Source organism: Pseudomonas monteilii NBRC 103158 = DSM 14164, from assembly GCF_000730605.1.
Classification (GTDB): Bacteria; Pseudomonadota; Gammaproteobacteria; order Pseudomonadales; family Pseudomonadaceae; genus Aquipseudomonas; species Aquipseudomonas monteilii.
Genome location: NZ_BBIS01000021.1, coordinates 47,798 through 70,480, shown reverse-complemented (window position 1 = coordinate 70,480; position 22,683 = coordinate 47,798). Strand labels below are relative to the sequence as shown.

Annotated in this window: 19 protein-coding genes and 2 pseudogenes; 4 read left to right on the top strand and 17 right to left on the bottom strand. The window is 63.5% G+C overall.

The features are described 5' to 3' along the window. Nucleotides 1-61 precede the first annotated feature (61 nt). Together PM2_RS12415 and PM2_RS12410 are read left to right on the top strand one after the other, a co-directional pair. Nucleotides 62-1,075: an extracellular solute-binding protein gene (locus tag PM2_RS12415; RefSeq protein WP_016712313.1), complete on the top strand. Its 1,014-nt coding sequence runs from the start codon at nucleotides 62-64 to the stop codon at nucleotides 1,073-1,075. Continuing rightward, on the top strand, nucleotides 1,075-2,640 hold the full coding sequence (locus PM2_RS12410; protein WP_025752433.1) for an ABC transporter permease: 1,566 nt from the start codon (nucleotides 1,075-1,077) through the stop codon (nucleotides 2,638-2,640). The genes PM2_RS12415 and PM2_RS12410 overlap by 1 nt, the downstream gene beginning before the upstream one ends. A 54-nt stretch (nucleotides 2,641-2,694) precedes the next feature. Here the strand turns inward: PM2_RS12410 and PM2_RS32065 are convergent. The 13 genes and pseudogenes from PM2_RS32065 to PM2_RS12350 form a co-directional block, all read right to left on the bottom strand. Next, nucleotides 2,695-3,210, bottom strand: a pseudogene (locus PM2_RS32065) (methyl-accepting chemotaxis protein); the annotation flags it as partial. 390 nt (nucleotides 3,211-3,600) lie between these two features. Beyond that, a pseudogene (locus tag PM2_RS32060) lies at nucleotides 3,601-3,813 on the bottom strand (methyl-accepting chemotaxis protein); the annotation flags it as partial. 1,012 nt (nucleotides 3,814-4,825) lie between these two features. Further along, nucleotides 4,826-6,118, bottom strand: coding sequence for an adenylosuccinate synthase (locus PM2_RS12400; RefSeq protein WP_016712316.1), 1,293 nt, complete (start codon nucleotides 6,116-6,118; stop codon nucleotides 4,826-4,828). 56 nt (nucleotides 6,119-6,174) lie between these two features. Beyond that, nucleotides 6,175-7,362 (bottom strand): ATP phosphoribosyltransferase regulatory subunit, encoded by a 1,188-nt coding sequence (locus PM2_RS12395; protein WP_019097352.1) that lies wholly within the window; start codon nucleotides 7,360-7,362, stop codon nucleotides 6,175-6,177. A gap of 301 nt (nucleotides 7,363-7,663) precedes the next feature. Further along, nucleotides 7,664-8,533: a protease modulator HflC gene (hflC, locus tag PM2_RS12390; protein WP_012274454.1), complete on the bottom strand. Its 870-nt coding sequence runs from the start codon at nucleotides 8,531-8,533 to the stop codon at nucleotides 7,664-7,666. After that, on the bottom strand, nucleotides 8,533-9,714 hold the full coding sequence (gene hflK, locus PM2_RS12385; RefSeq protein WP_016712318.1) for an FtsH protease activity modulator HflK: 1,182 nt from the start codon (nucleotides 9,712-9,714) through the stop codon (nucleotides 8,533-8,535). Before hflK ends, hflC begins: the two co-directional genes overlap by 1 nt. Before the next feature lie 96 nt (nucleotides 9,715-9,810). Further along, nucleotides 9,811-11,112, bottom strand: a complete 1,302-nt coding sequence (gene hflX, locus PM2_RS12380) for a ribosome rescue GTPase HflX (protein WP_016712319.1) — start codon at nucleotides 11,110-11,112, stop codon at nucleotides 9,811-9,813. Between the two features lie 12 nt (nucleotides 11,113-11,124). Next, on the bottom strand, nucleotides 11,125-11,385 hold the full coding sequence (gene hfq / locus PM2_RS12375) for an RNA chaperone Hfq (RefSeq protein WP_003258160.1): 261 nt from the start codon (nucleotides 11,383-11,385) through the stop codon (nucleotides 11,125-11,127). Between the two features lie 94 nt (nucleotides 11,386-11,479). After that, a complete protein-coding gene (gene miaA / locus PM2_RS12370) occupies nucleotides 11,480-12,451 on the bottom strand; it encodes a tRNA (adenosine(37)-N6)-dimethylallyltransferase MiaA (RefSeq protein ID WP_028698490.1) in 972 nt (323 codons plus the stop codon). A gap of 1 nt (nucleotide 12,452) precedes the next feature. Beyond that, nucleotides 12,453-14,351 (bottom strand): DNA mismatch repair endonuclease MutL, encoded by a 1,899-nt coding sequence (gene mutL, locus PM2_RS12365; RefSeq protein ID WP_016712321.1) that lies wholly within the window; start codon nucleotides 14,349-14,351, stop codon nucleotides 12,453-12,455. Then, on the bottom strand, nucleotides 14,348-15,778 hold the full coding sequence (locus tag PM2_RS12360; RefSeq protein WP_016712322.1) for an N-acetylmuramoyl-L-alanine amidase: 1,431 nt from the start codon (nucleotides 15,776-15,778) through the stop codon (nucleotides 14,348-14,350). Before PM2_RS12360 ends, mutL begins: the two co-directional genes overlap by 4 nt. Nucleotides 15,779-15,789: 11 nt before the next feature. Then, on the bottom strand, nucleotides 15,790-16,263 hold the full coding sequence (tsaE, locus tag PM2_RS12355) for a tRNA (adenosine(37)-N6)-threonylcarbamoyltransferase complex ATPase subunit type 1 TsaE (RefSeq protein WP_016712323.1): 474 nt from the start codon (nucleotides 16,261-16,263) through the stop codon (nucleotides 15,790-15,792). Continuing rightward, nucleotides 16,251-17,111 (bottom strand): NAD(P)H-hydrate dehydratase, encoded by an 861-nt coding sequence (locus PM2_RS12350; protein WP_028698489.1) that lies wholly within the window; start codon nucleotides 17,109-17,111, stop codon nucleotides 16,251-16,253. The genes tsaE and PM2_RS12350 overlap by 13 nt, the downstream gene beginning before the upstream one ends. Before the next feature lie 65 nt (nucleotides 17,112-17,176). Here PM2_RS12350 and queG point away from each other — a divergent pair, with 65 nt between their 5' ends. Further along, nucleotides 17,177-18,241, top strand: coding sequence for a tRNA epoxyqueuosine(34) reductase QueG (gene queG, locus PM2_RS12345; RefSeq protein WP_028698488.1), 1,065 nt, complete (start codon nucleotides 17,177-17,179; stop codon nucleotides 18,239-18,241). Nucleotides 18,242-18,267: 26 nt separating this feature from the next. On the opposite strand, the gene PM2_RS12340 is transcribed toward queG, so the two are convergent. Both PM2_RS12340 and orn read right to left on the bottom strand, forming a co-directional pair. After that, nucleotides 18,268-18,879, bottom strand: a complete 612-nt coding sequence (locus PM2_RS12340) for a trimeric intracellular cation channel family protein (RefSeq protein ID WP_003249516.1) — start codon at nucleotides 18,877-18,879, stop codon at nucleotides 18,268-18,270. Between the two features lie 91 nt (nucleotides 18,880-18,970). Then, nucleotides 18,971-19,513 carry an oligoribonuclease gene (gene orn / locus PM2_RS12335; protein ID WP_016712326.1) on the bottom strand — a complete coding sequence of 181 codons (543 nt, stop codon included), beginning with the start codon at nucleotides 19,511-19,513 and terminating at the stop codon, nucleotides 18,971-18,973. 152 nt (nucleotides 19,514-19,665) lie between these two features. Here orn and rsgA point away from each other — a divergent pair, with 152 nt between their 5' ends. Further along, nucleotides 19,666-20,697, top strand: coding sequence for a small ribosomal subunit biogenesis GTPase RsgA (gene rsgA, locus PM2_RS12330; protein WP_016712327.1), 1,032 nt, complete (start codon nucleotides 19,666-19,668; stop codon nucleotides 20,695-20,697). Nucleotides 20,698-20,742: 45 nt separating this feature from the next. On the opposite strand, the gene motB is transcribed toward rsgA, so the two are convergent. After that, a complete protein-coding gene (motB, locus tag PM2_RS12325) occupies nucleotides 20,743-21,774 on the bottom strand; it encodes a flagellar motor protein MotB (RefSeq protein WP_016712328.1) in 1,032 nt (343 codons plus the stop codon). Nucleotides 21,775-21,777: 3 nt separating this feature from the next. After that, nucleotides 21,778-22,629 (bottom strand): flagellar motor stator protein MotA, encoded by an 852-nt coding sequence (gene motA / locus PM2_RS12320; RefSeq protein WP_016712329.1) that lies wholly within the window; start codon nucleotides 22,627-22,629, stop codon nucleotides 21,778-21,780. Nucleotides 22,630-22,683: the final 54 nt, after the last annotated feature.

Here is a 22,683-nt window from a genome sequence, read left to right as displayed (position 1 = left end):
GAGAAACGATTTCGTTTACCATTGTTTCCAAATATGTAGCCGTAAGCGAGGAAGTACCCGCATGACGATCCGCCCGCAACCGCTGATGCGTACCTTGGCCGCCGCCGTGCTGAGCCTGGTCATCGGCGCTCCGGCCGCCATGGCAGACGCACCGGTCACCCTGACCATGTACAACGGTCAGCACAAGGAAATCGGCGAAGCCATCGCCAAGGCCTACGAGGCCAAGACCGGCATCCACATCGATATCCGCAAGGGCAGCAGCAACCAGCTGGCCAGCCAGATCATCGAGGAGGGCGACCGTTCGCCAGCCGACCTCATCTACACCGAAGAGTCCCCGCCCCTGAACAACCTGGGCGAACTGGGCCTGCTGGCGAAGATCGACGACGCCACCGCGAACATGGTGCCCAAGGAGTATGTGGGCGCGAACGGCACCTGGATGGGCATCACCGCGCGCACGCGCATCGTGGTGTACAACCCGAAGAAGGTCGATGAAAAAGACCTGCCGACCACAGTGATGGACTTCGCCAACCCTGAGTGGGAAGGCCGCGTCGGCTACGTACCCACCAGCGGTGCATTCCAGGAGCAGGCCGTGGCCATCCTGAAGATGCATGGTCGTGAAGCCACCGAAGAATGGCTGACCGGCCTGAAAGCCTTCGGCAAAACCTACACCAACAACATGGTTGCCCTCAAAGCCGTGGAAAAAGGTGAAGTGGCTGCGGTACTGGTGAACAACTACTACTGGTACGCACTTGAGCGCGAACGCGGCAAGCTCGACACCAAGCTCTACTACCTGGCAGATGGCGATGCCGGCAACCTGGTGACCATCTCTGGCGCCGCTGTGGTCAAGGCCAGCAAGCACCCGAAAGAAGCCCAGGCACTGCTCAACTGGATGGCCAGCGAAGAAGGCCAACGTGTGATCACCCAGACCACCGCCGAGTACCCGCTGCACAAGGGCATGGTTTCCGACCGGGGCCTGAAGCCGTTCGAAGACCTGCGCCCGCCGAAAATCTCGCCAGCCGACCTGGGCAATGCCGAGGAAGCCATCGAGCTTGAACGCGAGGTCGGCCTGCTCTGATGACCGCCGCCCTGTCCGAGCCGGCGCCGGTACGCTTCGTACCGCGCCGCAAGCGCCCCTCCATCTGGGTGGTGCTGCCTGTGCTGTTCCTGGTGGCGATGAGCTTGCTGCCGCTGCTGTATGTCGCCATCAAAGCCTGGGAAGCCGGCTGGCGTGAAGCCTTGCACCTGCTGTGGCGCCCCTTTGTCTGGGGGCTGATGCGCAATACCCTGATGCTGATGGTCGGGGTGACACTGGCCTGCATGGTGGTCGGGCTGGCCCTGGCTTGGCTGCTGGAGCGCAGCAACCTGGCTGGCCGCCGGCTGTGGGGCGTCGTGCTTTGCCTGCCCTTCGCCGTGCCGTCGTTCGTCAGCAGTTTCACCTGGGTGTCGCTGAGCTCGGACTTCGAAGGGCTGGGCGGGGCCATCCTGGTCATGGCCCTGTCCAAGTACCCATTGGTGTTCCTGCCGGTGGCCGCCACCCTGCGCAACCTCGACACCTCGCTGGAGGAGTCGGCGCGCACCCTGGGTTGCAGCCGCTGGGGCGTGTTCATCAAGGTCACCTTGCCGCTGCTGTGGCCCTCGATGCTCGGCGGAGCGCTACTGATCGCCTTGCACATGCTGGTGGAGTTCGGTGCGCTGTCGATCCTCGGCCTGCAGACCTTCACCACGGCGATCTACCAGCAGTTCGAACTGGAATTCAGCAATGCCAACGCGGCCATGCTGTCTGCCGTGCTGTTGGCGATGTGCCTGGTGATGCTGTGGCTGGAATTGCGTGTACGCGGCAAAGCCCGCCATGTGCGCATCGGCCAGGGCGTGGCACGCCGCGCGCAACCCGTGCGACTGCGTGGCTGGGCCGTACCGGCGCAGCTACTCTGCGTGGCCCTGGCAGTGCTGGGCAGCGGTATCCCACTGGCCATGCTCGGCTACTGGCTGAGCGTGGGTTCGTCGGCGGCCTTCCCGGTGGGGGCCATCTCCAAGGCGCTGTTCACCTCGCTGTCGGTGTCGCTTGGCGGTGCCGGTTTCTGTGTGCTGCTGGCGCTACCGATCAGCTTCCTGGTGGTGCGCTACAAAGGCCGTCTTGCGATCTGGGCCGAGCGCTTGCCGTACCTGCTGCACGCCCTGCCCGGCCTGGTGATTGCACTGACCTTGGTGTTCTTCGCCCTGCACTACGTGCCGGCGCTGTACCAGACCACGGCGTTGCTGCTGCTGGCTTATGCGCTGCTGTTCCTGCCATTGGCGCAGTCACCGGTGCGCACTGCGTTGAACAAGGCCTCGCCATCACTGGAGGAAGCCGCGCGCACCTTGGGTGCCAGCAGCTTCACGGCATTCTGCCGGGTGACCCTGCCGATCATTTTCCCGGCCATGGCGGCAGCGTTTGCGCTGGTGTTTCTGGATGCCATGAAAGAACTGACAGCTACCCTGCTGCTCAGCCCGACCGGGATGACCACCCTGGCTACCGAGGTGTGGGCGCATACGGCCAACGTCGAGTTCGCGGCGGCGGCGCCCTATGCAGCCTTGCTGATCGTGGTATCAGGCTTGCCGGTTTATCTGTTGACCACGCGGATGTACCTGAACAAGGCATAAGCTTCTTCGCGGGTAAACCCGCCCCCACAGGAATTGCGACGGGCTTGCAAATGATTACGCCCTGAACTGGCCCAGGCTGGCCCGTAGCTGCGCCGCCAGATCATCCAGCACCTTGCTACTGGCCGTGGTCTGCATCACCACCTCGGCCGAGCGCTCAGCCTGGGCATGGATAGTCTCCACCCGCCCACGCACCGCCTGCGCCCCGCTCGCCTGCTGCTCGGCCGCGCGGGTAGCCAGGCCGATGGCTGCATGCACCTGCTCCACCGCCGCCTGCACAGACTGCTGACGGCGCTCGTTGTCACGCAGCACCAGCAGCCCTTCGCTGGCCTTCAGCCCGGCCTGGCTGATCGTCGCCACAGCCTCCTTGGCGCCCTTCTGCAGCGCAGCAATATGCGCCTGGATATCCCCCGTGGAGCTTTGCGTCTTGCTCGCCAACGCCCGCACCTCATCAGCCACCACGGCAAAGCCGCGCCCGGTCTCACCGGCACGGGCCGCTTCGATGGCCGCATTCAACGCCAGCAGGTTGGTCTGCTCGGCGATGCCGTGGATCACCGTCAGCACTACTTCGATCTGCTCACTCTGCTTGGCCAGGCGCTCGATCACCTGAGAGCCCGTCTCTACCTGGCCAGCCAGGTTTTCGATCAGCCCTGCGAGCTGGGTCGAGGTGCGGCTGTTTTCATCGGTGGCCTGGCGGATATCCACCACCTGTTTCAATGCCGCCTGCATCGCATGGCTTTCGGCCTGGGCTTCATCGGCCATGCTCGAAAGGTCGCGCAGGCTGGCCGCCACTTCGTCACGCTGCAGCGCAGCAGCAGCATCGGCACCGGCATTACGCTGGGCCATCGCGCCAATTTCCACACCGGTACGCTGGGCCACCTCGCCCGCCTCGCGCACGATCGGTTGCAACTTGTCGACAAAGCGGTTCACGGCCGAAGCCATGTCGCCGATCTCGTCCCGGCTGTCGAGTGGCACACGCTTGGTCAGGTCGCCCTCGCCTGCCGCCAGGTCGTCAAGCGCAGCAATCAGCAGGCGCAGCTTGCTCAGCACACGACGACCAAGCACCACGGCCACCACCAGCAACACGCCCAGGCCAACCAGCACCAGGCCCAGACCAATGCGCCAGCGCAGCTCGCCGGCAGCATCGCGAACGGTTTGCGCGGTGTTGGCCTGCATGGCAGCAGCACTGCCCTGTGCTTTTTCCAGCCGTTCACGCAGGGTTTTGCCGCTGTCCGCGGCAGCACCGACCAGGCTGTCGCCTACCAGTTGCTCGCCACTGGCGATCAGGGCCGCGAAACGCTGATCGAGCGCCTTCAGTTCCTGCTCGATACCCGCTGTGGAAACCCCCATCACTACCTTGCCGATTTCGGCGCCATTGGGGCTGATCGAAGCCTCGACGAAATAAACGGCAGGATCGCGCCGGGCTGCATCGATCACTTTGTCCAGCGCTCGCTCGCCCTGGCCTTTTTCCATCAACGCCTGGTTGATCGGGTTTTGCCGGTTCAGATAACGGGTGAGGTGCTGGCCCTGGGCGTCGTCGTACACCACGAACAGCACGTTGGGATTGCGCTGGGCACGCCGTGCAAAGTCTGAGAGCACCGGCACATCGTTGTCCCAGATGGCACGCGGGGCGACCGAGGCCAGCAGCTCTGCCATATCGTTGGCGGAGTCCTTCAGGTTCTTTTCCAGGGTGCTGCGCAGTTGCTGCTGTTCGCTTTGCAGGCGTGCCGACAACCCTGCGCTCAGGCGCTGACGGGTACTGCTGGACAGACTGTCCAGGCCCGAGCGCACATCTTGCCCGGCTTGCTCCAGTTCGCCGGCCAACTGACGGCTGTCATTGCCCAGGCGTTCGCCAAGGTCGGCCTCCAGGGCAGTGACCGTGCTTCGGGTAAGCGCAACGGCAACCAGCACCTGCACCAAAAGAGCGATACCAAGGGCAACAAACACAGGCCGCAAAAGGCGGCTTCGTAACAGTGAGAGGATGGCAGACACGGTGTAACCCTCGTGTTTTCTGGCGCCACTATTTTGATGGCATCTACAGAAACTTCTTACAGCAAGGGTTGTGCCGGAGACAGCAGGCATAAACGCCAAGGTTCAGCCAGGTGGTGAACTGCTTTCGCTCGGCGCAGAAATGAAAACGCCGCAGCCCCTTTCAGGGCCACGGCGTCAGATCAGCCTGGAGGGCAGATCAGGCGAACGGATGGCGCAGCACGATGGTCTCGTTGCGGTCCGGGCCGGTAGAAATGATGTCGATCGGCGCGCCGATCAGGTCTTCGATGCGCTTGATGTAGGCGCGAGCGTTGGCCGGCAGCTCTTCCAGGGTTTTAACGCCCACGGTCGACTCGCTCCAGCCTGGCATCTCTTCGTACACCGGCTCCAGGCCGATGTAGCTGTCGGCATCGGACGGCGCGTCGATGACAGCACCGTTCTCGTTCTTGTAGCCAACGCAGATGTTGATGGTTTCCAGGCCGTCCAGTACGTCCAGCTTGGTCAGGCAGATGCCCGAGATGCTGTTGACGTCGATGGCGCGACGCAGGATCACGGCATCGAACCAGCCGCAACGACGGGCACGGCCAGTGGTGGAACCGAACTCGTGGCCACGCTTGGCCAGGGTAGCGCCGGTTTCGTCGAACAGTTCGGTCGGGAACGGACCGGAACCAACGCGAGTGGTGTAGGCCTTGGTAATACCCAGGATGTAGTCCAGGTACATCGGGCCAACGCCGGAGCCGGTGGAGATACCGCCAGCGGTGGTGTTGGAGCTGGTGACGTACGGGTAGGTACCGTGGTCGATGTCCAGCAGCGAGCCCTGGGCACCTTCGAACATGATGTCCTTGCCAGCGCGGCGCAGGTTGTGCAGCTCGGCGGTGACGTCCAGCATCATCGGCTTGAGCTGTTCAGCGTAGGCCATGCACTCGTCCAGGGTTTGCTGGAAGTCGATGGCCGGCTCTTTGTAGTAGTTCACCAGCTGGAAGTTGTGGTAGTCCAGCAGCTCACCCAGCTTGGCCGCGAAACGCTCCCGGTGGAACAGGTCGCCTACGCGCAGGCCGCGGCGCGCAACCTTGTCTTCGTAGGCTGGGCCGATGCCACGGCCGGTGGTGCCGATCTTGGCTTCGCCACGGGCTTTTTCACGGGCCTGGTCCAGGGCCACGTGGTACGACAGGATCAGCGGCGCAGCCGGGGAGATGCGCAGGCGCTCGCGCACCGGTACGCCCTTCTCTTCCAGCTTGGTGATTTCACGCATCAGGGCATCCGGGGCAACGACCACGCCGTTGCCGATCAGGCACTGTACGCCTTCACGCAGGATGCCGGACGGAATCAGGTGCAGAACGGTCTTTTCACCGTTGATCACCAGGGTGTGACCCGCGTTGTGGCCACCCTGGTAGCGCACTACGGCGGCAGCATGTTCGGTCAGCAGATCGACGATCTTGCCTTTGCCCTCATCACCCCACTGGGTGCCCAGGACGACGACATTCTTACCCATTACATTGGTCCTCATTCACGCAAACTTGGTTGCCGGCCTGTTGCCGACGCAGAAACTCACTGGGCCAGCGGCAGAACCTGCCAGCGCCCGTCTTGCTGAATCAATTGCCGATCACAATCCGCCTCGAGAGCAGCACTCAACGGCTGGCCAGGCAGGGCCTGGACCACACGCTGGCCCTCGCTGCGCAACTGGCAGACTTGCTGCCAGAGGGCCGCATCACCACTGTCCGGCATCCAGATGCCGCCCGCTGGCAATACGACCTCCGCTCGCCCCAGTGTGACCAGGGTCTTCAAATCCGTGGAGAAACCGGTGGCCGGGCGCGCCCGGCCAAAGTCGGCGCCGATGTCGTCGTAACGCCCGCCTTGGGCGATCGACTGACCTTCGCCCGGTACGAACACGGCGAACACCACGCCCGTGTGATAGTGGTAACCGCGCAATTCGCCGAGGTCGAAGTACAGCGGCAGGTCCGGGTAGCGCGACGCCAGGCGGTCAGCGATCGCCAGCAGATCGTCCAGCGCTGCCAGCACGCTGGCCGGGGCACGGCCCAGGCGCACGCGGGCTTCGGCCAGCACTTCACGGCCACCGCATAGCTCGACCAGAGCGCGCAGCATGTTGCCCAGGTCTTTCGGCAGATCGGCGGTCAGGGCCTGCACTTCATCGACAGCCTTGCGTTGCATGGCGTCGAACAGTTGCTGCTCCACCGCACCGGACAGGCCGGCGGCACGGGCCAGGCCACGGTAGATACCAACGTGGCCCAGGTCCATGTGCACATCCGGCACATCGGCCAGCTGCAGCGTGGCGAGCATCAGGCTGATGACTTCGACATCACTGGTAGGGCTGGCATCGCCATACAGCTCGGCGCCCAGCTGGATCGGGCTGCGCGAGGTCGACAGTGCACGCGGCTGGGCGTGCAGCACGCTACCGGCATAGCACAGGCGGCTCGGGCCTTCACGGCGCAGGGTGTGGGCGTCGATGCGCGCCACCTGCGGGGTGAAGTCGGCGCGGAAGCCCATCAGGCGGCCGGACTGCGGGTCCACCACCTTGAAGGTGCGCTGATCCAGGTCCTGGCCGGCGCCGGTGAGCAGCGACTCCAGGTACTCGATATGCGGGGTGACGACCAGTTCGTAGCCCCAACTCTGGAACAGGTCCAACACCTGGCGGCGCGCGATCTCGATGCGCGCAGCTTCAGGTGGCAGTACTTCCTCGATGCCATCTGGCAGCAGCCAGCGGTCTACCGTTGCCATTACGCCATTTCCCCTCTGGTCCGGGCGGCTTGCCAGCAGGCGAGCCGTCAGTAAAGCCGGTATCGCGCACAGCAGCGGGCAGCACTGATCCCAGCGCAGCCACCGTACCCGATACCCTCGAATTGCCTTGCGAGCTGACCAAACCGTCAACTGGCGCGTTGCCAATCAACCTTGCAGACGCAAAAAAGCCGGGAAATTTCCCGGCTGCCTCATCATACACCCCTTTTCATTCAGGATGCACCCCGCCTGGTGTTTTAGCTGCCAGGCGGGGCGCCGCTGCATGAAAATCAGGGCCTGAGCATCACGGCTTGCTCTTGTCCAGGTAACGGAAGAACTCGTTCTTCGGGTCCAGGACCAGCACGTCGCTCTTGCTCGAGAAGCTCTCGCGGTATGCCTGCAGGCTACGGTGGAACGCATAGAAATCAGCGTCCTGGCTGTAGGCCTTGGCATAGATGGCGGCCGCCTGAGCGTCGCCGTCACCACGGGTTTCTTCTGCTTCGCGGTAGGCCTCGGCCAGCAGCACACGGCGCTGGCGGTCGGCGTCGGCACGAATACCTTCAGCCAGCTCGTTACCCTTGGCACGGTGCTCGCGCGCTTCACGCTCACGCTCTGTGCTCATGCGGTCGAACACGCTGCGGTTGACTTCCTTCGGCAGGTCGATGGCCTTGACGCGCACGTCGACCACTTCAATGCCCAGCTCCTTGTTGGCCATGCGGTTCAATGATGCAGTGATGTCAGCCATCAGTGCGTCACGCTCACCGGAAACCACCTCGTGCAGGGTACGTTTACCGAACTGGTCGCGCAGGCCGCTTTCCAGACGACGCGACAGACGCTCGTCGGCGATCTGCTTCATGCCGGACGTGGCGGTGTAGAAGCGCTCGGCATCCTTGACGCGCCACTTGGCGTAGGCGTCGACCATCACCGCTTTCTTCTCCAGGGTCAGGAACCGCTGGGTCGGGGCGTCGAGGGTCATGAGGCGGGCGTCGAACTTGCGCACCTGGTTCACGTACGGGATCTTCACGTGCAGGCCCGGCTGAACATCTGCCTGGACCACCTTACCGAAGCGCAGCAGTACCGCACGCTCGGTCTGGGACACGATGTAGAAGCTGTTCCAGGCCACGATGGCCAGAACCACGGCGGCGATCAGGGCGATCAGCGATCTATTGCTCATCAGCGGCTCTCCCTAGTACGCAGCGGCTGCTGTTGCTGTTGCAGGTCCTGCGCCGCACGGGCGGCCGCATCGTTGACCGATGGCGACACGCTGGTGGTTGGCGCGGACGGGTTGCGGCTGCCTTCGACCATCTTGTCCAGTGGCAGGTAGAGCAGGTTGTTCTGCCCGTCCTTGGTCGCCACCATGACCTTGCTCGAATTGCTGTAGACCTCTTGCATGGTCTCCAGGTACAGACGCTGACGGGTCACGTCAGGTGCCTTGTGGTACTCGGCGACCAGCTTGGTGAAGCGGTCGGCCTCACCCTTGGCCCGGGCGATGACTTCGTCGCGGTAACCGTTGGCGTCCTCGATGATGCGCTGGGCCTGACCACGGGCTTCCGGCACCACGCCATTGGCGTAGGACTCGGCCTGGTTGCGGGCACGCTGCTCGTCTTCGCGGGCACGGATCACGTCGTCGAAGGCTTCCTGCACTTCACGCGGGGCTGCCGCGCTCTGTACGTTGACCTGGGTAACGGTGATACCGGTACGGTAGTTGTCGAGGAAGCGCTGCAGGCGTTCGCGGATATCCACGGCCATCTGCTCACGGCCTTCGGTGAGCACCTGGTCCATCGAGGTGGAACCCACCACGTGGCGCAGGGCACTGTCGGTCGCGTGCTGCAGGCTTACCTCAGGCTGGTCGACGTTGAGCACGAAGTCCTGCAGGTTGCTGATCTTGTACTGGACGGTCAGCGGCACCTCGACGATGTTCTCGTCTTCGGTCAGCATCTGGCCCTGCTTGGTGTAGGCACGCTCACGCGTGACGTTTTCCATGTACTTGCGATCGATCGGCGGGAAGTAAATGTTCAGGCCGGGACCGACCGTCTCATAGTACTTGCCGAAGCGCAGCACCACGGCCTGCTCCTGCTCGTCGACCACGTACACGGCGCTGTACAGCCAGATGGCAGCCAGCACCGCCAGGCCAATGCCCAGCAGGCCAAGGCCACCGCCCTTGCCGACATTGCGGTCACCGCCGCCACGTTTCTTGCCACTGCCGAACATGCCATTCAGGCTGTCCTGCAATTTGCGGAAGGCCTCGTCCAGATCCGGCGGACCTTTCTTGTCACCACCACCGCCACCGCCACCACGGCGGCCGCCCCAGGGATCCTGATTGTTCGAGTTGCCACCCGGCTCGTTCCAAGCCATAGCGCTCTCCATCTGATAAAGCAAAGACGCGCCCACGGCGCGCCGTCCAATGCTACAGAATGCCTGTCACTGCTGCCCGGCGACCTCGACGAGCATTTATTGCAAAGTGTGTTGCTCGACAAACACTTGCGGCTCCATGCCTTCGCGGCTGACCAGGCGATTCAGTTCTACCATGGGCAGTCGCACGCTCAGCAGGCTGCGCCCTTCTTCATCATGCTCTTCACTCTGCACGGCACCCAAGGCAAAGAATTGCGCGCGCAAACGGGCAAAACGCTGCTCCAGACACAGGGTACCGACAAACAGATCATCCCCCAGCAACTCGGCAATTGCCTGGCCGACCAGCTCCAGGCCACGCCCATCGCGTGCCGATACCCAGACCCGTTCCGGCTTGCCATCGGCATTGCGCTGGATCTGCGGCTCGACATCTTCGAGCAAGTCGAGTTTGTTATACACCTCGAGGATCGGCAAGCCTTCGGCACCAATCTCGCCCAACACGGCCAGTACCTGCTCGATCTGTTCCATGCGCTCAGGCTCATGGGCGTCGATCACATGCAGCAACAGGTCGGAGTTGCTCGACTCTTCGAGCGTAGCCCGAAATGCCTCGACCAGCTTGTGCGGCAGGTGGCGAATGAAGCCCACGGTATCGGCCAGCACGATCGGCCCCAGGTCGTTCAGCTCAAGCCGACGCAAGGTCGGGTCGAGCGTGGCGAACAACTGGTCTGCAGCGTACACCTCGGATTCGGTCAGGGCGTTGAACAGCGTGGACTTGCCGGCGTTGGTGTAACCCACCAGCGACACCGACGGGATGTCTGCGCGCTTGCGCCCACGGCGCGCCTGCTCGCGCTGGCTGCGTACCTTTTCCAGGCGTGACTTGATCTGGCGTATGCGCACCCGCAACAGGCGGCGGTCGGTTTCCAGCTGGGTTTCACCCGGGCCGCGCAGGCCGATACCACCCTTTTGTCGCTCAAGGTGGGTCCAGCCGCGCACCAGCCGCGTGCTCATGTGCTCCAGCTGGGCCAGTTCGACCTGCAGCTTGCCTTCATGGGTACGCGCCCGTTGGGCGAAGATATCGAGGATCAGCCCGGTACGGTCGAGCACACGACACTCGAACACACGTTCAAGGTTGCGCTCCTGACTGGGCGTGAGGGTGTGATTGAAAATCACCAGGTCTACCTGCTCGGCATGGACCAGGTCGTGCAATTCCTCGACCTTGCCACTGCCAATCAGGTATTTGGCGGAAGGCTGATGCCTTGACACCGTGACCAACGAGACGATGTCGGCACCGGCCGACAATGCCAGCTCCTGAAACTCCTGCGGGTCTTCGCGCGCCTCAGGGTTCTGACCTTCCAAGTGAACGAGCAACGCCCGCTCACCACCACCGTGGCGCTCAAAGAACAATGCAGGCTCCTATCAGGCGTTGCCTGGCTCGCTGTCGCCGTGTTCGGAATCGGACGGGCTTGGCAGGCGAACCGGACGGGCAGGCACGACAGTCGAAATGGCGTGCTTGTAGACCATCTGGCTGACGGTGTTTTTCAGCAGTACCACGAACTGGTCGAAGGATTCGATCGAGCCCTGCAGCTTGATGCCGTTGACCAGGTAGATGGATACCGGGACCTTTTCTTTTCTCAAGGTGTTCAAGTAAGGGTCTTGTAGCGAATGCCCTTTTGACATATGCCGCACTCCTGTAAGGATAAATAATAGAAAATCAATAAAATCGATAAATTAGGCCGCCCCTTCGCAAGAATAGACGGCAATCAGCAGGGACTCAGCTCAATATGGAGATGGCCCCAAGGTATTTCAAGGTGCGGGACAGATTGTCGCAGGCCAGGCTGTCAAGCCAGTGTACGTCAGGCCAGCCACGCAACCAGGTGAACTGCCGCTTGGCCAGCTGCCTGGTTGCAATGATACCGCGTTCACGCATCTCATTCTCAGTCAGCTTGCCATCCAGGTAATCCCAGACCTGCCGATACCCCACTGCCCGTATAGACGGCAGCCCGGCGTGCAAGTCACTTCTGGCTCGCAGCGATCGGACCTCGTCAACGAAGCCCTGTTCCAGCATCTGCGAAAATCGTAACGCAATTCGCTGATGCAAAATGTGACGATCTGTAGGAGCAATCGCCAAACTGGCGACAGTATAGGGCAAATGTCCGTCAGCGCCTGCGTCTGCGCCGCGACTTTCCGCGAATTGACGTTGGCGATGAACCGTCATGCTCTCGCCACTCACCCGGTACACTTCCAGCGCTCGGATCAGCCGCTGCGGGTCATTGGGGTGAATGCGCGCCGCTGACACCGGGTCAACCTCGGCCAGCTGGCGGTGCAGCTCGGCCAGGCCCAGCGCTTCGGCCTGAGCCTCCAGCTCGGCGCGCACGGCAGCGTCTGCTGCCGGCATGTCTGCCAGGCCATCGATCAACGCCTTGTAGTAGAGCATGGTGCCACCCACCAGCAGCGGTATCTTGCCGCGTGCAGTGATCTCGGCCATGGCCTCCAGGGCGTCAGCACGGAACTGCGCGGCCGAATAGCTCTCGGCCGGGTCGCGGATGTCGATCAGCCGGTGCGGGTGGGCAGCGAGGATTTCTTTCGACGGTTTGGCCGAACCGATGTCCATGCCACGATAGACCAGCGCCGAATCGACGCTGATCAGCTCGCAGGGCAGTACTTGGGTCAGCTCGATAGCCAGGTCGGTCTTGCCGGCCGCCGTCGGGCCCATCAGGAATATTGCAGGGGGCTTGCCGCTCATTTCATCGACCGCGCAGGAAGAGTTTGTCCAGGTCGTCCAGGCCCATCTGGGTCCATGTGGGACGGCCATGGTTGCACTGGCCGCTGCGCTCGGTGTTTTCCATGTCGCGCAGCAGGGCGTTCATCTCGGGAATGGCCAGGCGCCGGTTAGCGCGCACCGCGCCGTGGCAGGCCATGGTGCCGAGCAGCTCGTTGAGGTGCGCCTGGATACGGTCGCTGGTGCCGTATTCCATCAGGTCGGCGAGCACATCCTGCACCAGTCGGTTGGCCTGCGCCTGCTTGAGCAAGGCCGGGATCTGGCGGATCGCCAGGGTCTCCGGGCCCAGGCGCTGAAGCTCGAAGCCCAGGCGCTGGAACCACTGCGCGTGTTCTTCGGCGCAGTCCGCTTCGCGCTGGCTCAGGGCCAGGGTTTCAGGCACCAGCAGCGGTTGCCCGCTCAGGCCTTCGCTAGCCATGGCCACCTTCAGGCGCTCGTACATGATGCGCTCGTGGGCGGCGTGCATGTCCACCAGCACCAGGCCAACGGCGTTCTCAGCGAGGATGTAGATGCCCTTGAGCTGCGCCAGCGCGTAGCCCAGCGGGGGAATGTCACCCTGGCTTTCGGGAAGGGCCGTTGCCGGCGCCGCACCGTTTTCCAACGGCTTGTAAAATTCGCGATACACCGCCTGCGCTTCGGCAGCCGGCACCGGCTGTGACGGGCGTGGGGTGTACTGATACTGATAGCCCGCACCACTGCCGCCATTGGAGAACGACTGCTGCGGGGCACGAGGCTGCTCAAGCACCGGCGAAGCCAGGCGCATTTCGCCCTGCGGGCCGAACTCACCGGCCTGTTGGCCAGTGGGGCGGATCACCTCAGGCACGGCGGCAGGCGCGGCCAGCTGGTCTTCCGGGCGCACATCGGCCAGGGCACGGTGCAGGGTGCCATACAGGAAATCGTGCACCGAACGCCCTTCGCGGAAGCGCACTTCGTGCTTGGTCGGGTGCACGTTGACGTCGACGCCGTTGGGCTCCAGCTCCAGGAACAGCACGAAGGTCGGGTGCCGGCCATTGAACAGCACGTCGCGGTAGGCCTGGCGCACGGCGTGGGCGACCAGCTTGTCACGCACTGCGCGGCCATTGACGAAGAAGTATTGCAAGTCTGCCTGGCTGCGCGAGAAGGTCGGCAGGCCGACCCAGCCCCACAGGCGCAGGCCGTTGCGCTCGACGTCGATCGGCAGCGCCTGCTCCATGAAGCCCGGGCCGCAGATGGCACCTACCCGCCGGGCACGCGCTGTTTCGTCGTGAGCCTCGTGCAGGCTGAGGATGCTCTTGCCGTTATGCCGCAGGTGGAAGCCGACATCGAAACGTGCCAGCGCCAGCCGGCGGATCACTTCCTGCAAGTGATCGAATTCGGTTTTCTCGGCCTTGAGGAACTTGCGCCGCGCCGGGGTATTGAAGAACAGGTCGCGCACTTCCACCGAAGTTCCCACCGGATGCGCCGCCGGCTGTACGCGCGGGAGCATGTCACGGCCTTCGGTTTCCACCTGCCAGGCCTCGGTAGCGCTGGCGGTACGCGACGTCAGGGTCAGCCGCGCCACGGAGCTGATCGAAGCCAGCGCCTCGCCACGGAACCCCAGGCTCAACACCCCTTCCAAGTCTTCCAGCTCGCGGATCTTGCTGGTGGCATGGCGGGCCAGGGCCAGCGGCAGGTCGTCGGCAGAAATGCCGCTGCCATCGTCGCGCACCTTCAGCAGCTTGACGCCGCCCTGCTCCACTTCCACGTCAATGCGTCGGGCACCGGAGTCCAGGCTGTTTTCCAGCAGTTCCTTGGCGACCGAGGCCGGCCGCTCGACAACCTCGCCAGCGGCAATCTGGTTGGCCAGCCGCGGGCTGAGCAGCTGAATGCGCGAACCGCCACTCATTGCGAGGCCAGTGTAGTAGCAGGGATGTCGAGGCGCTGGCCGACCTTCAGCTCATCGGTCTTGAGGCTGTTGGTGCTGCGCAGGCTGGCCACGCTCACCTGGTAGCGCACGGCGAGCATCGCCAGGGTTTCGCCAGGGCGTACCGTGTGCTCACGCGGGCCGGCGGCAATCTTGCCGGTGTCACGCAGCCAGGCGATATACGTGCCAGGCGGCGGGTTTTGCTGGAAGTACTGGCGCACACCGGTGTGGATCGAGCGGGCCAACGCCTGCTGGTGGCTGGCGGTGGCCAGCTTGGCGGCTTCGTTGTTGTTCGAGATAAACCCGGTTTCAACGAGAATCGATGGAATGTCCGGCGATTTCAGCACCATGAAGCCGGCCTGTTCCACACGCTGCTTGTGCAGCGAGGTGACGCGTCCCATGTTACCCAGCACCTTCTGCCCCACATTGAGGCTGGAGCTGAGGGTGGCGGTCATCGACAGGTCCAGCAGCACGCCAGCGAGCATGCGGTCCTTATCATCCAGACTGACGTTGCCGGCACCCCCGATCAGGTCGGAACGGTTTTCCGTGTCGGCCAGCCAGCGCGCGGTCTCGGAGGTAGCGCCACGGTCAGACAGGGCGAACACCGAGGCACCAAAGGCGGCGCGCGACGGTGCCGCGTCGGCATGGATCGAGATGAACAGGTCGGCGCCCTTCTTGCGGGCGATTTCCGTGCGCTTGCGCAGCGGGATGAAGTAGTCGCCAGTACGGGTCAGCTCGGCACGGAAGCCTTTTTCGCTGTTGATCTGGCGCTGCAGCTCTTTGGCGATCTGCAGCACGATGTCTTTTTCGTGCTGGCCGCGCGAGCCGGAGGCCCCCGGGTCTTCGCCGCCGTGACCGGCGTCGATGGCCACCACGATGTCACGCTTGCCGCTCGGTACCGGTGGCAGCTTGATGGCGGGCTGGGCCGGGCTTACCGGCACGGCAGGCGTGGTCGCAGGCGTCTGCACCGGCGCCGGGGCCGGAGGCGGCGCGCTGGCCGCAATGGCGTCGGCCTCCTGGTCGTACAGGTCGACCACCAGGCGGTTGCCGTACTGGGCATTCGGCGCCAGGGTGAAGCTTTTCGGGGTGACCGACTTTTTCAGGTCGACCACCACGCGCAGGTCGGTCGGGGTACGCTGGGCCGAACGCACGCTGCTGATCGGCGTGTTGGAGGTGGCCACGTTCAACGGCGCGGCCAGCGTCGCACCATTGATGTCGATAACCAGGCGGTCCGGCGCGCTCAGGGTGAAGACGCTGTGCTGCACGGGGCCAGACAGGTCGAAGACCAGCCGCGTGTTGTCTGGCGCGCGCCACAGGCGCACGCTCTTGACTTGAGTGACGGCCAGAGCGTCAACGGTCACCGTTGTCAGCAGCAGACCAACGATGGCGACCAGTGCGCGTATGCGCATACCTACCCCACTTACTGTTTATAGTGTTTGGCCAGTGCCACGCACCAGGCCTCGCCGCGAGCCCCCTGCGGCGAAAGGATCAGCGAGCGTCCGCCCGCTTGGGGGCTTATGGTAATGGTCAGGTCAGGCTTTGGCAAAACGCCCGCACCCTTTTGTGGCCACTCGAACAGGCACAGCGGGTCGCCCTCGAAATAGTCACGAATCCCCATGAACTCCAGTTCCTCCGGATCGACCAGGCGATACAGGTCGAAGTGGAATGCTCGGACCTCACCGATCTCGTAGGGTTCGACCACGGTGAAGGTCGGGCTTTTCACTGCCCCCGTATGGCCCAGGCCGCGGATCAGCCCTCGGGAAAGCGTAGTCTTGCCAGCGCCCAGGTCGCCTTCAAGAAAGATCACACCGCGACCGCCGGTCACCTCGGCCAGTGCTGCGCCAAATTTGACCGTGGCGTCTTCATCGGCCAGAAACAGGGTTATGCCAGACACGCAGAATGCTCCTCCAACAACGTTCGAATGACCGGCGCCAGATCACTGGCCGCCAGGCCTCTACCTTTTATACCCAGCCGCTCGCCCGCACAGGCGTGCAGCCACACCCCCAGCCCGGCGGCCTGCCAGGCGTCCAGGCCCTGGGCCAGCAACGCCGACAGCACACCGGTCAGCACATCGCCAAAGCCGGCACCGGCCATGGCCGGATGGCCACGCTCGCACAGCATCAACTGCCCGGCAGGGTCGGCCACCAGGGTACCGGCCCCTTTCAGCACGCAGACGCTGTTATACCGTCGCGCCAGCTTGCGCGCAGCACCCGGGCGGTCGGCCTGCACCGCCTCGGTGGAAATGCCCAGCAACCGCGCCGCCTCGCCCGGGTGCGGGGTGAGGATGCTGCCACTGGGCAGGGCCAGTGGGGTACGTGCCAGCAAATTCAGGGCATCGGCGTCCCACACCTGCGGCCGCTCGGCATTGGCCACCGCCGACAGCAAGCTGCGGCCCCATGCCGCCTGCCCCAACCCCGGGCCGACCACCAGCACCGAGGCTCGCTCCAGCACACCCATCAACTGATTGGCCGAACTGACGCCCAGGCACATTACCTCGGGCAAACGCGCCAGGCTGGCCGAGACATGTTCGGGCCGGGTTGCCACGCTGACCAGCCCGGCACCGCACCGCAGCGCGGCTTCGGCGCTGAGCAGCACGGCGCCGCCGGTGCCAAGGTCACCGCCGACCACCAGGACATGGCCAAAGTCGCCTTTATGGGCATGCGCATGCCGGGCCGGCAGGTGCGCGACGGTCACGCTGCTGAGCAGTTGAGGGGCATGGCTGGGGTGTTTGGTCTGCGGCATGGGGTCAAAGGCTCCAATGTCTGGCAGAATTATACGCACCTGAACCCGTATTGCCTTGCCCATCCATGTCCGTCTGTACGCCTGACCTCGCCCAACTGGCCCAATCGATCAAGATTTGGGGCCAAGAACTCGGTTTTGCCCACGTTGGCATCGCCGGGGTCGACCTTGGCGAACACGAACATCACCTGCAACGCTGGCTCGATGCTGGCTACCAGGGCGAGATGGAGTACCTGGGCGCACATGGCAGCAAGCGCTCGCACCCCGATCAGCTGATCCCCGGTACCGTGCGCGTGGTGTCGCTGCGCATGGACTACCTGTCCGGCGACACACAGATGGCACAGCGCCTGGCACAGCCTGAAAAAGCCTACATCTCGCGCTATGCGCTGGGCCGGGACTATCACAAACTGGTGCGCAAGCGCGTGCAGTTCCTGGCCGACCGCATCCAGGAGGCCATCGGCCCGTTCGGTTACCGCGCTTTCGTCGACAGCGCCCCGGTGCTGGAAAAGGCCCTGGCCGAACAGGCCGGCCTGGGCTGGATCGGCAAGAATACCCTGCTGCTCAACCGCAAGGCAGGCAGCTACTTCTTCCTCGCCGAGCTGTTTGTCGACCTGCCAATACCGGTGGACGAAGCCACCACCAGCGAACACTGCGGCCGCTGCCAGGCCTGCCTGGACATCTGCCCGACCCAGGCCTTCGTCGGGCCCTATGTGCTGGATGCGCGGCGCTGCATTTCATACCTGACCATCGAACTGAGGGGCGCGATCCCTGTCGAGCTGCGCGCGAAGATGGGCAACCGGGTGTTCGGTTGCGACGATTGCCAGATCGTCTGCCCATGGAACCGCTTTGCCAAACACAGCCAGGAGCAGGACTTCCAGCCACGGCATGGGCTGGAAAATGCCGAGCTGGCGGAAATGTTCCTGTGGGATGAGCGCACCTTCCTGCGCAAGACCGAGGGCGGGCCGTTGCGGCGGGCGGGGTATGAGCGGTTCTTGCGCAACCTGGCGGTAGGGTTGGGCAATGCGCCATCCACCATTCCAGTGATCGAGGCGCTGAAAGCACGGCGTGACGATGAATCGGAGCTGGTGCGCGAGCATGTGGAGTGGGCGCTGGCCCAGCACGGCATTCAATAGCTGGGGCCGCTGTGCGGCCCACGAATTCACTGCTGGTCGTTATAGTGAAACTTGGGCATTTCCCAGTGGAAACGAATCGCCAGCAAGCGCACCAGGAACCCGCCAAACAACGTCAGCAGCATCGCCTGCTCTGCCGGCACCTTGAAATACACACACCCCAGGTAGAACCAGGCCGCCGCGAACGACACGCTGGCATAGAGCTCGCGCCGGAACACCAGCGGAATGTCGTTACAGAAGATATCCCGCAAGATGCCGCCAAACACCCCGGTGATCACCCCGCTTATCGACGCCACCAGCATGCCCTGCCCCATCTCCAGCGCGGTCATGCAGCCAATCAGGGTAAAGGCCACCAGCCCCAGTGCATCGAGCACCAGAAACAGCGAGCGCAGGCGGCGCATCATCGGCGCAATGAAGATGGTCAGCAGCGCCGCGAAGCTGGTCAGCACCAGGTATTCCGGGTGTTTCACCCAGGTCAGCGGGTAATGCCCGAGCAGCACGTCGCGCACCGAGCCGCCACCCAGGGCGGTGACGCAGGCGATCAGCACCACGCCGAACCAGTCCATGCCGCGGCGCCCGGCAGACAGCGCGCCAGTCATGGCTTCGGCAGTGATGGCGATGAGGTAGAGCATCAACAACATGGTGCGTGTCCGTGCGAGAAAGGCGCGCAGTCTAACCAGTTGCTCGAAGCACCAAAAGGGGGCGCAGATACAATATCTGCGCCGTTTCAGCTCACACCTTGATGAAGTGCTCGCGGTAGTGGCGCAGCTCGGCGATCGACTCGCGAATGTCGTCGAGCGCGAGGTGGGTGTTGCCCTTCTTGAAGCTGTCACGCACATTCGGCGCCCAGCGCGCGGCCAGCTCCTTCAGGGTGGAGACATCCAGGTTGCGGTAGTGGAAGTAGTTTTCCAGGTTGCGCATGTGGCGATAGAGGAAGCGGCGGTCCTGGCAGATGCTGTTGCCGCAGATGGGCGACTTGCCCTTGGGCACCCACTGTTCGAGGAAGGCGATGGTCTGCGCCTCGGCTTCAGCCATGCTGACCTTGCTCTCGCGCACGCGCTGGGTCAGGCCCGAAGCACCGTGGGTGCGAGTGTTCCATTCGTCCATGCGCGCCAGCACTTCGTCACTGTGATGGATAGCGATCACCGGCCCTTCGGCCAGGGTGTTCAGCTCACTGTCGGTGACGATGGTCGCCATCTCGATGATGACGTCGCTGTCCGGATCCAGGCCGGTCATTTCCAGGTCGATCCAGATCAGGTTCTGTGGGTTTTGCATGTAGGGGCTCCTCGTATAGGCCGTCATAGTAGCCTAGTGGCCAAGGCACGCCCATTCACTGCACAAAGGTAAGCGGAAAAGTCCAACGCCTGGCGTGCTAAACTGCCTGCCGTTTTCAATGCCCCTCGCCGGGCCTCTCTCACGGTACTTTCATGGCCAAACGCCAGCTCAATCGCCGCCAGAACTGGCGGATCGAAAAAATCCAGGGCGAGCGCGCCGCTCGCGCCGCCAAACGCGAGCAGCACGTGCTGCAGGAACTGGAAGGCGGCGATCTGGGGCCTGAGCAACTGGGCCTGGTGATCGCGCACTTCGGTGTGCAGGTAGAGGTGGAAGCCCAGGACGGCGAATCCGCAGGCCAGGTGTTCCGCTGCCACCTGCGCGCCAACCTGCCAGCACTGGTCACCGGTGACCGCGTGGTATGGCGTGCGGGCAACCAGGGCATTGGCGTGATCGTGGCGCAGATGCCGCGCAGCACCGAGCTGTGCCGGCCGAACAATCACGGGCAGCTGAAGCCTGTGGCAGCCAACGTCGACCTGATCGTGATCGTGTTCGCCCCGGCCCCGGAGCCCCACCCGAACCTGATTGACCGCTACCTGGTCGCTGCCGAGCACGCGGGGCTGCGCCCGCTACTGCTGCTGAACAAGGCCGACCTGATCAACGACGAGAACGGCCCTGGCCTGCATGCGTTGCTGGAGGTTTACCGCGAACTGGGCTACCCACTGCTGGAGGTATCGGCACACCACGGTGATGGCATGCAGCGCCTGCAACAGCAGCTCGACGGCCACATCAGCGTATTCGTCGGCCAGTCGGGCGTGGGCAAGTCGTCGCTGGTCAACAGCCTGCTCCCAGACGCCGACACCCGTGTCGGCGACCTGTCGGAATGGTCTGGCCAGGGCACCCACACCACTACCACGGCACGGCTGTACCACTTCCCTAACGGCGGCGACCTGATCGACTCGCCGGGCATCCGCGAATTCGGCCTTGGCCATGTCAGCCGCGACGATGTGGAAGATGGCTTCATCGAGTTCCGCGACCTGTTCGGCACCTGCCGCTTCCGCGACTGCAAACATGACCGCGAACCGGGCTGTGCGCTGCTCAAGGCACTGGACGAAGGGCGCATCAAGCCGCAGCGCATGAACAGCTACCGCTCGATCATCGCCAGCCTGTCACAAGACAGCCATTGAGTTGCAGGCGCGGCCTTGCGCCGCGCCTACAAGGGCCGAGCAGGCTTACTGCTCTTTGGCCTCATCCATCTTCAGCGTGCCATCTTCAAAGATGTTCAGCTTTTGGCGCAGCTCACGCGGCTGCATTGGCGCTTGTTCAGTTGCCCCTGGTGCAGCCGGCGCCGCAGCCCCTGGCGCAGCACCGCTGGCCGGTGGCGCAGGCTCGGCAGCCGGCGCTTCCGGCGCACCCTGCTCACCCTCGATATTGCGCTGTGCCTTCTTGGTCAGCACGATGATGTCGATGCGGCGGTTGACCGGGTTGAACGGGTCCTTGCGGTCGAACAGCGACGACGAAGCGTAGCCCACCACCCGCGCCACCTGCCCGTCCGGGTAACCACCGGCCACCAGCGCACGGCGTGCGGCATTGGCACGGTTGGCCGACAGCTCCCAGTTGCCGAATTCGCCAGTGCCGGCATACGGCTTGGCATCGGTGTGGCCGCTGATGCTGATCTTGTTCGGCACCGTCTTGATGGTGTCGGCCATGGCCAGCAGGATATCTTCGAAGTACGGCTGCAGGCGCGCGCTGCCGATGTCGAACATCGGCCGGTTCTCGGCATCCATGATCTGGATGCGCAGGCCATCCTGGGTGATCTCAAACAGGATCTGGTCCTTGAACTTCTGCAGTTGCGGGTTCTCTTCCACCTTGTTCTGCAGCTCTTGCAGCAGCAACTCCAGACGCTCACGCTCGACCTGCTCGGCCATGGTCTCGACCTGGTCTTTGTTCAGCTGGGTCGTGGTTTCGGGCATCGGCTCGGATTTGGCTTCCGGATTGATGGTTTTTTCCGGTGCCAGCTCAGGCGAACCACCCAGGTCGATGACATAAGGCGTGCCGCTTTCCGAAAAGCCGATCGGGTCCTTGAAGTAGCCGGCGATGGCGATCTTCTGCTCCGGCGTGGCCGTGGACATCAACCACAGCACAAGGAAGAACGCCATCATTGCCGTAGCAAAGTCGGCAAAAGCGATTTTCCAGGCACCACCGTGGTGGCCGCCGCCAAAGCGCTTGACGCGCTTGACGATGATGGGCTGATTGTTCTCCATGACTCAGCGACCGCGAACCGCTTGTTCCAGCTCGGAGAAGCTTGGGCGGTGCTTGGGGTACAGCACCTTGCGCCCGAACTCGACCGCCAGCGAAGGTGGCATGCCCGAGGCAGAGGCAACCAGCGAAGCCTTGATCGATTCGTAAAGGTTCAGCTCTTCCTTGGCATCGTGCTCCAGGCACTTGGCCAACGGGCCAAAGAAGCCGTACGCCGCCAGAATACCGAAGAAGGTACCGACCAGTGCCGCACCTACGTGCATGCCGATAGCCGCCTGGTCACCCTCGCCCAGCGAGGCCATGGTCACCACGATCCCCAGTACTGCCGCGACGATACCGAAGCCAGGCATGCCGTCGGCGATACCGGTCACCGCATGGGACGGGTGCTCCAGCTCTTCCTTCATGCTCAGCAGCTCCATGTCGAACAGGCCTTCCAGCTCGTGCGGGGCCATGTTGCCGGTGGACATGATGCGCAGGTAGTCGCAGACGAACGCGGTCATGCGCTCGTCGGCCAGCACCGTCGGGTACTTGGCGAAAATCGGGCTGGCTGCTGCGTCCTCGATGTCGGCCTCGATGGCCATCATGCCTTCGCGACGGCTCTTGTTGAGGATTTCGTACACCAGGCCCAGCACCTCCAGGTAGTAGGCGTGGGTGAAGCGCGAGCCGAACATCTTCATCGACTTCTTGATGACGTGCATGGTCATGTGGCCAGGGTTGGCCTGCAGGAATGCACCAAAGGCCGCACCGCCAATGATCAGTACTTCGAACGGCTGGATCAGCGCCGCGATCTTGCCGTGGGAGAGCACGTACCCGCCGAGCACGCTCGCGAATACGACGATGATGCCGATAATTTTAGCCATAGGTTCAAAGCACTTGCTGTCGTGGTCAGGGGAAGAGACGGGAGCTTTAAAACT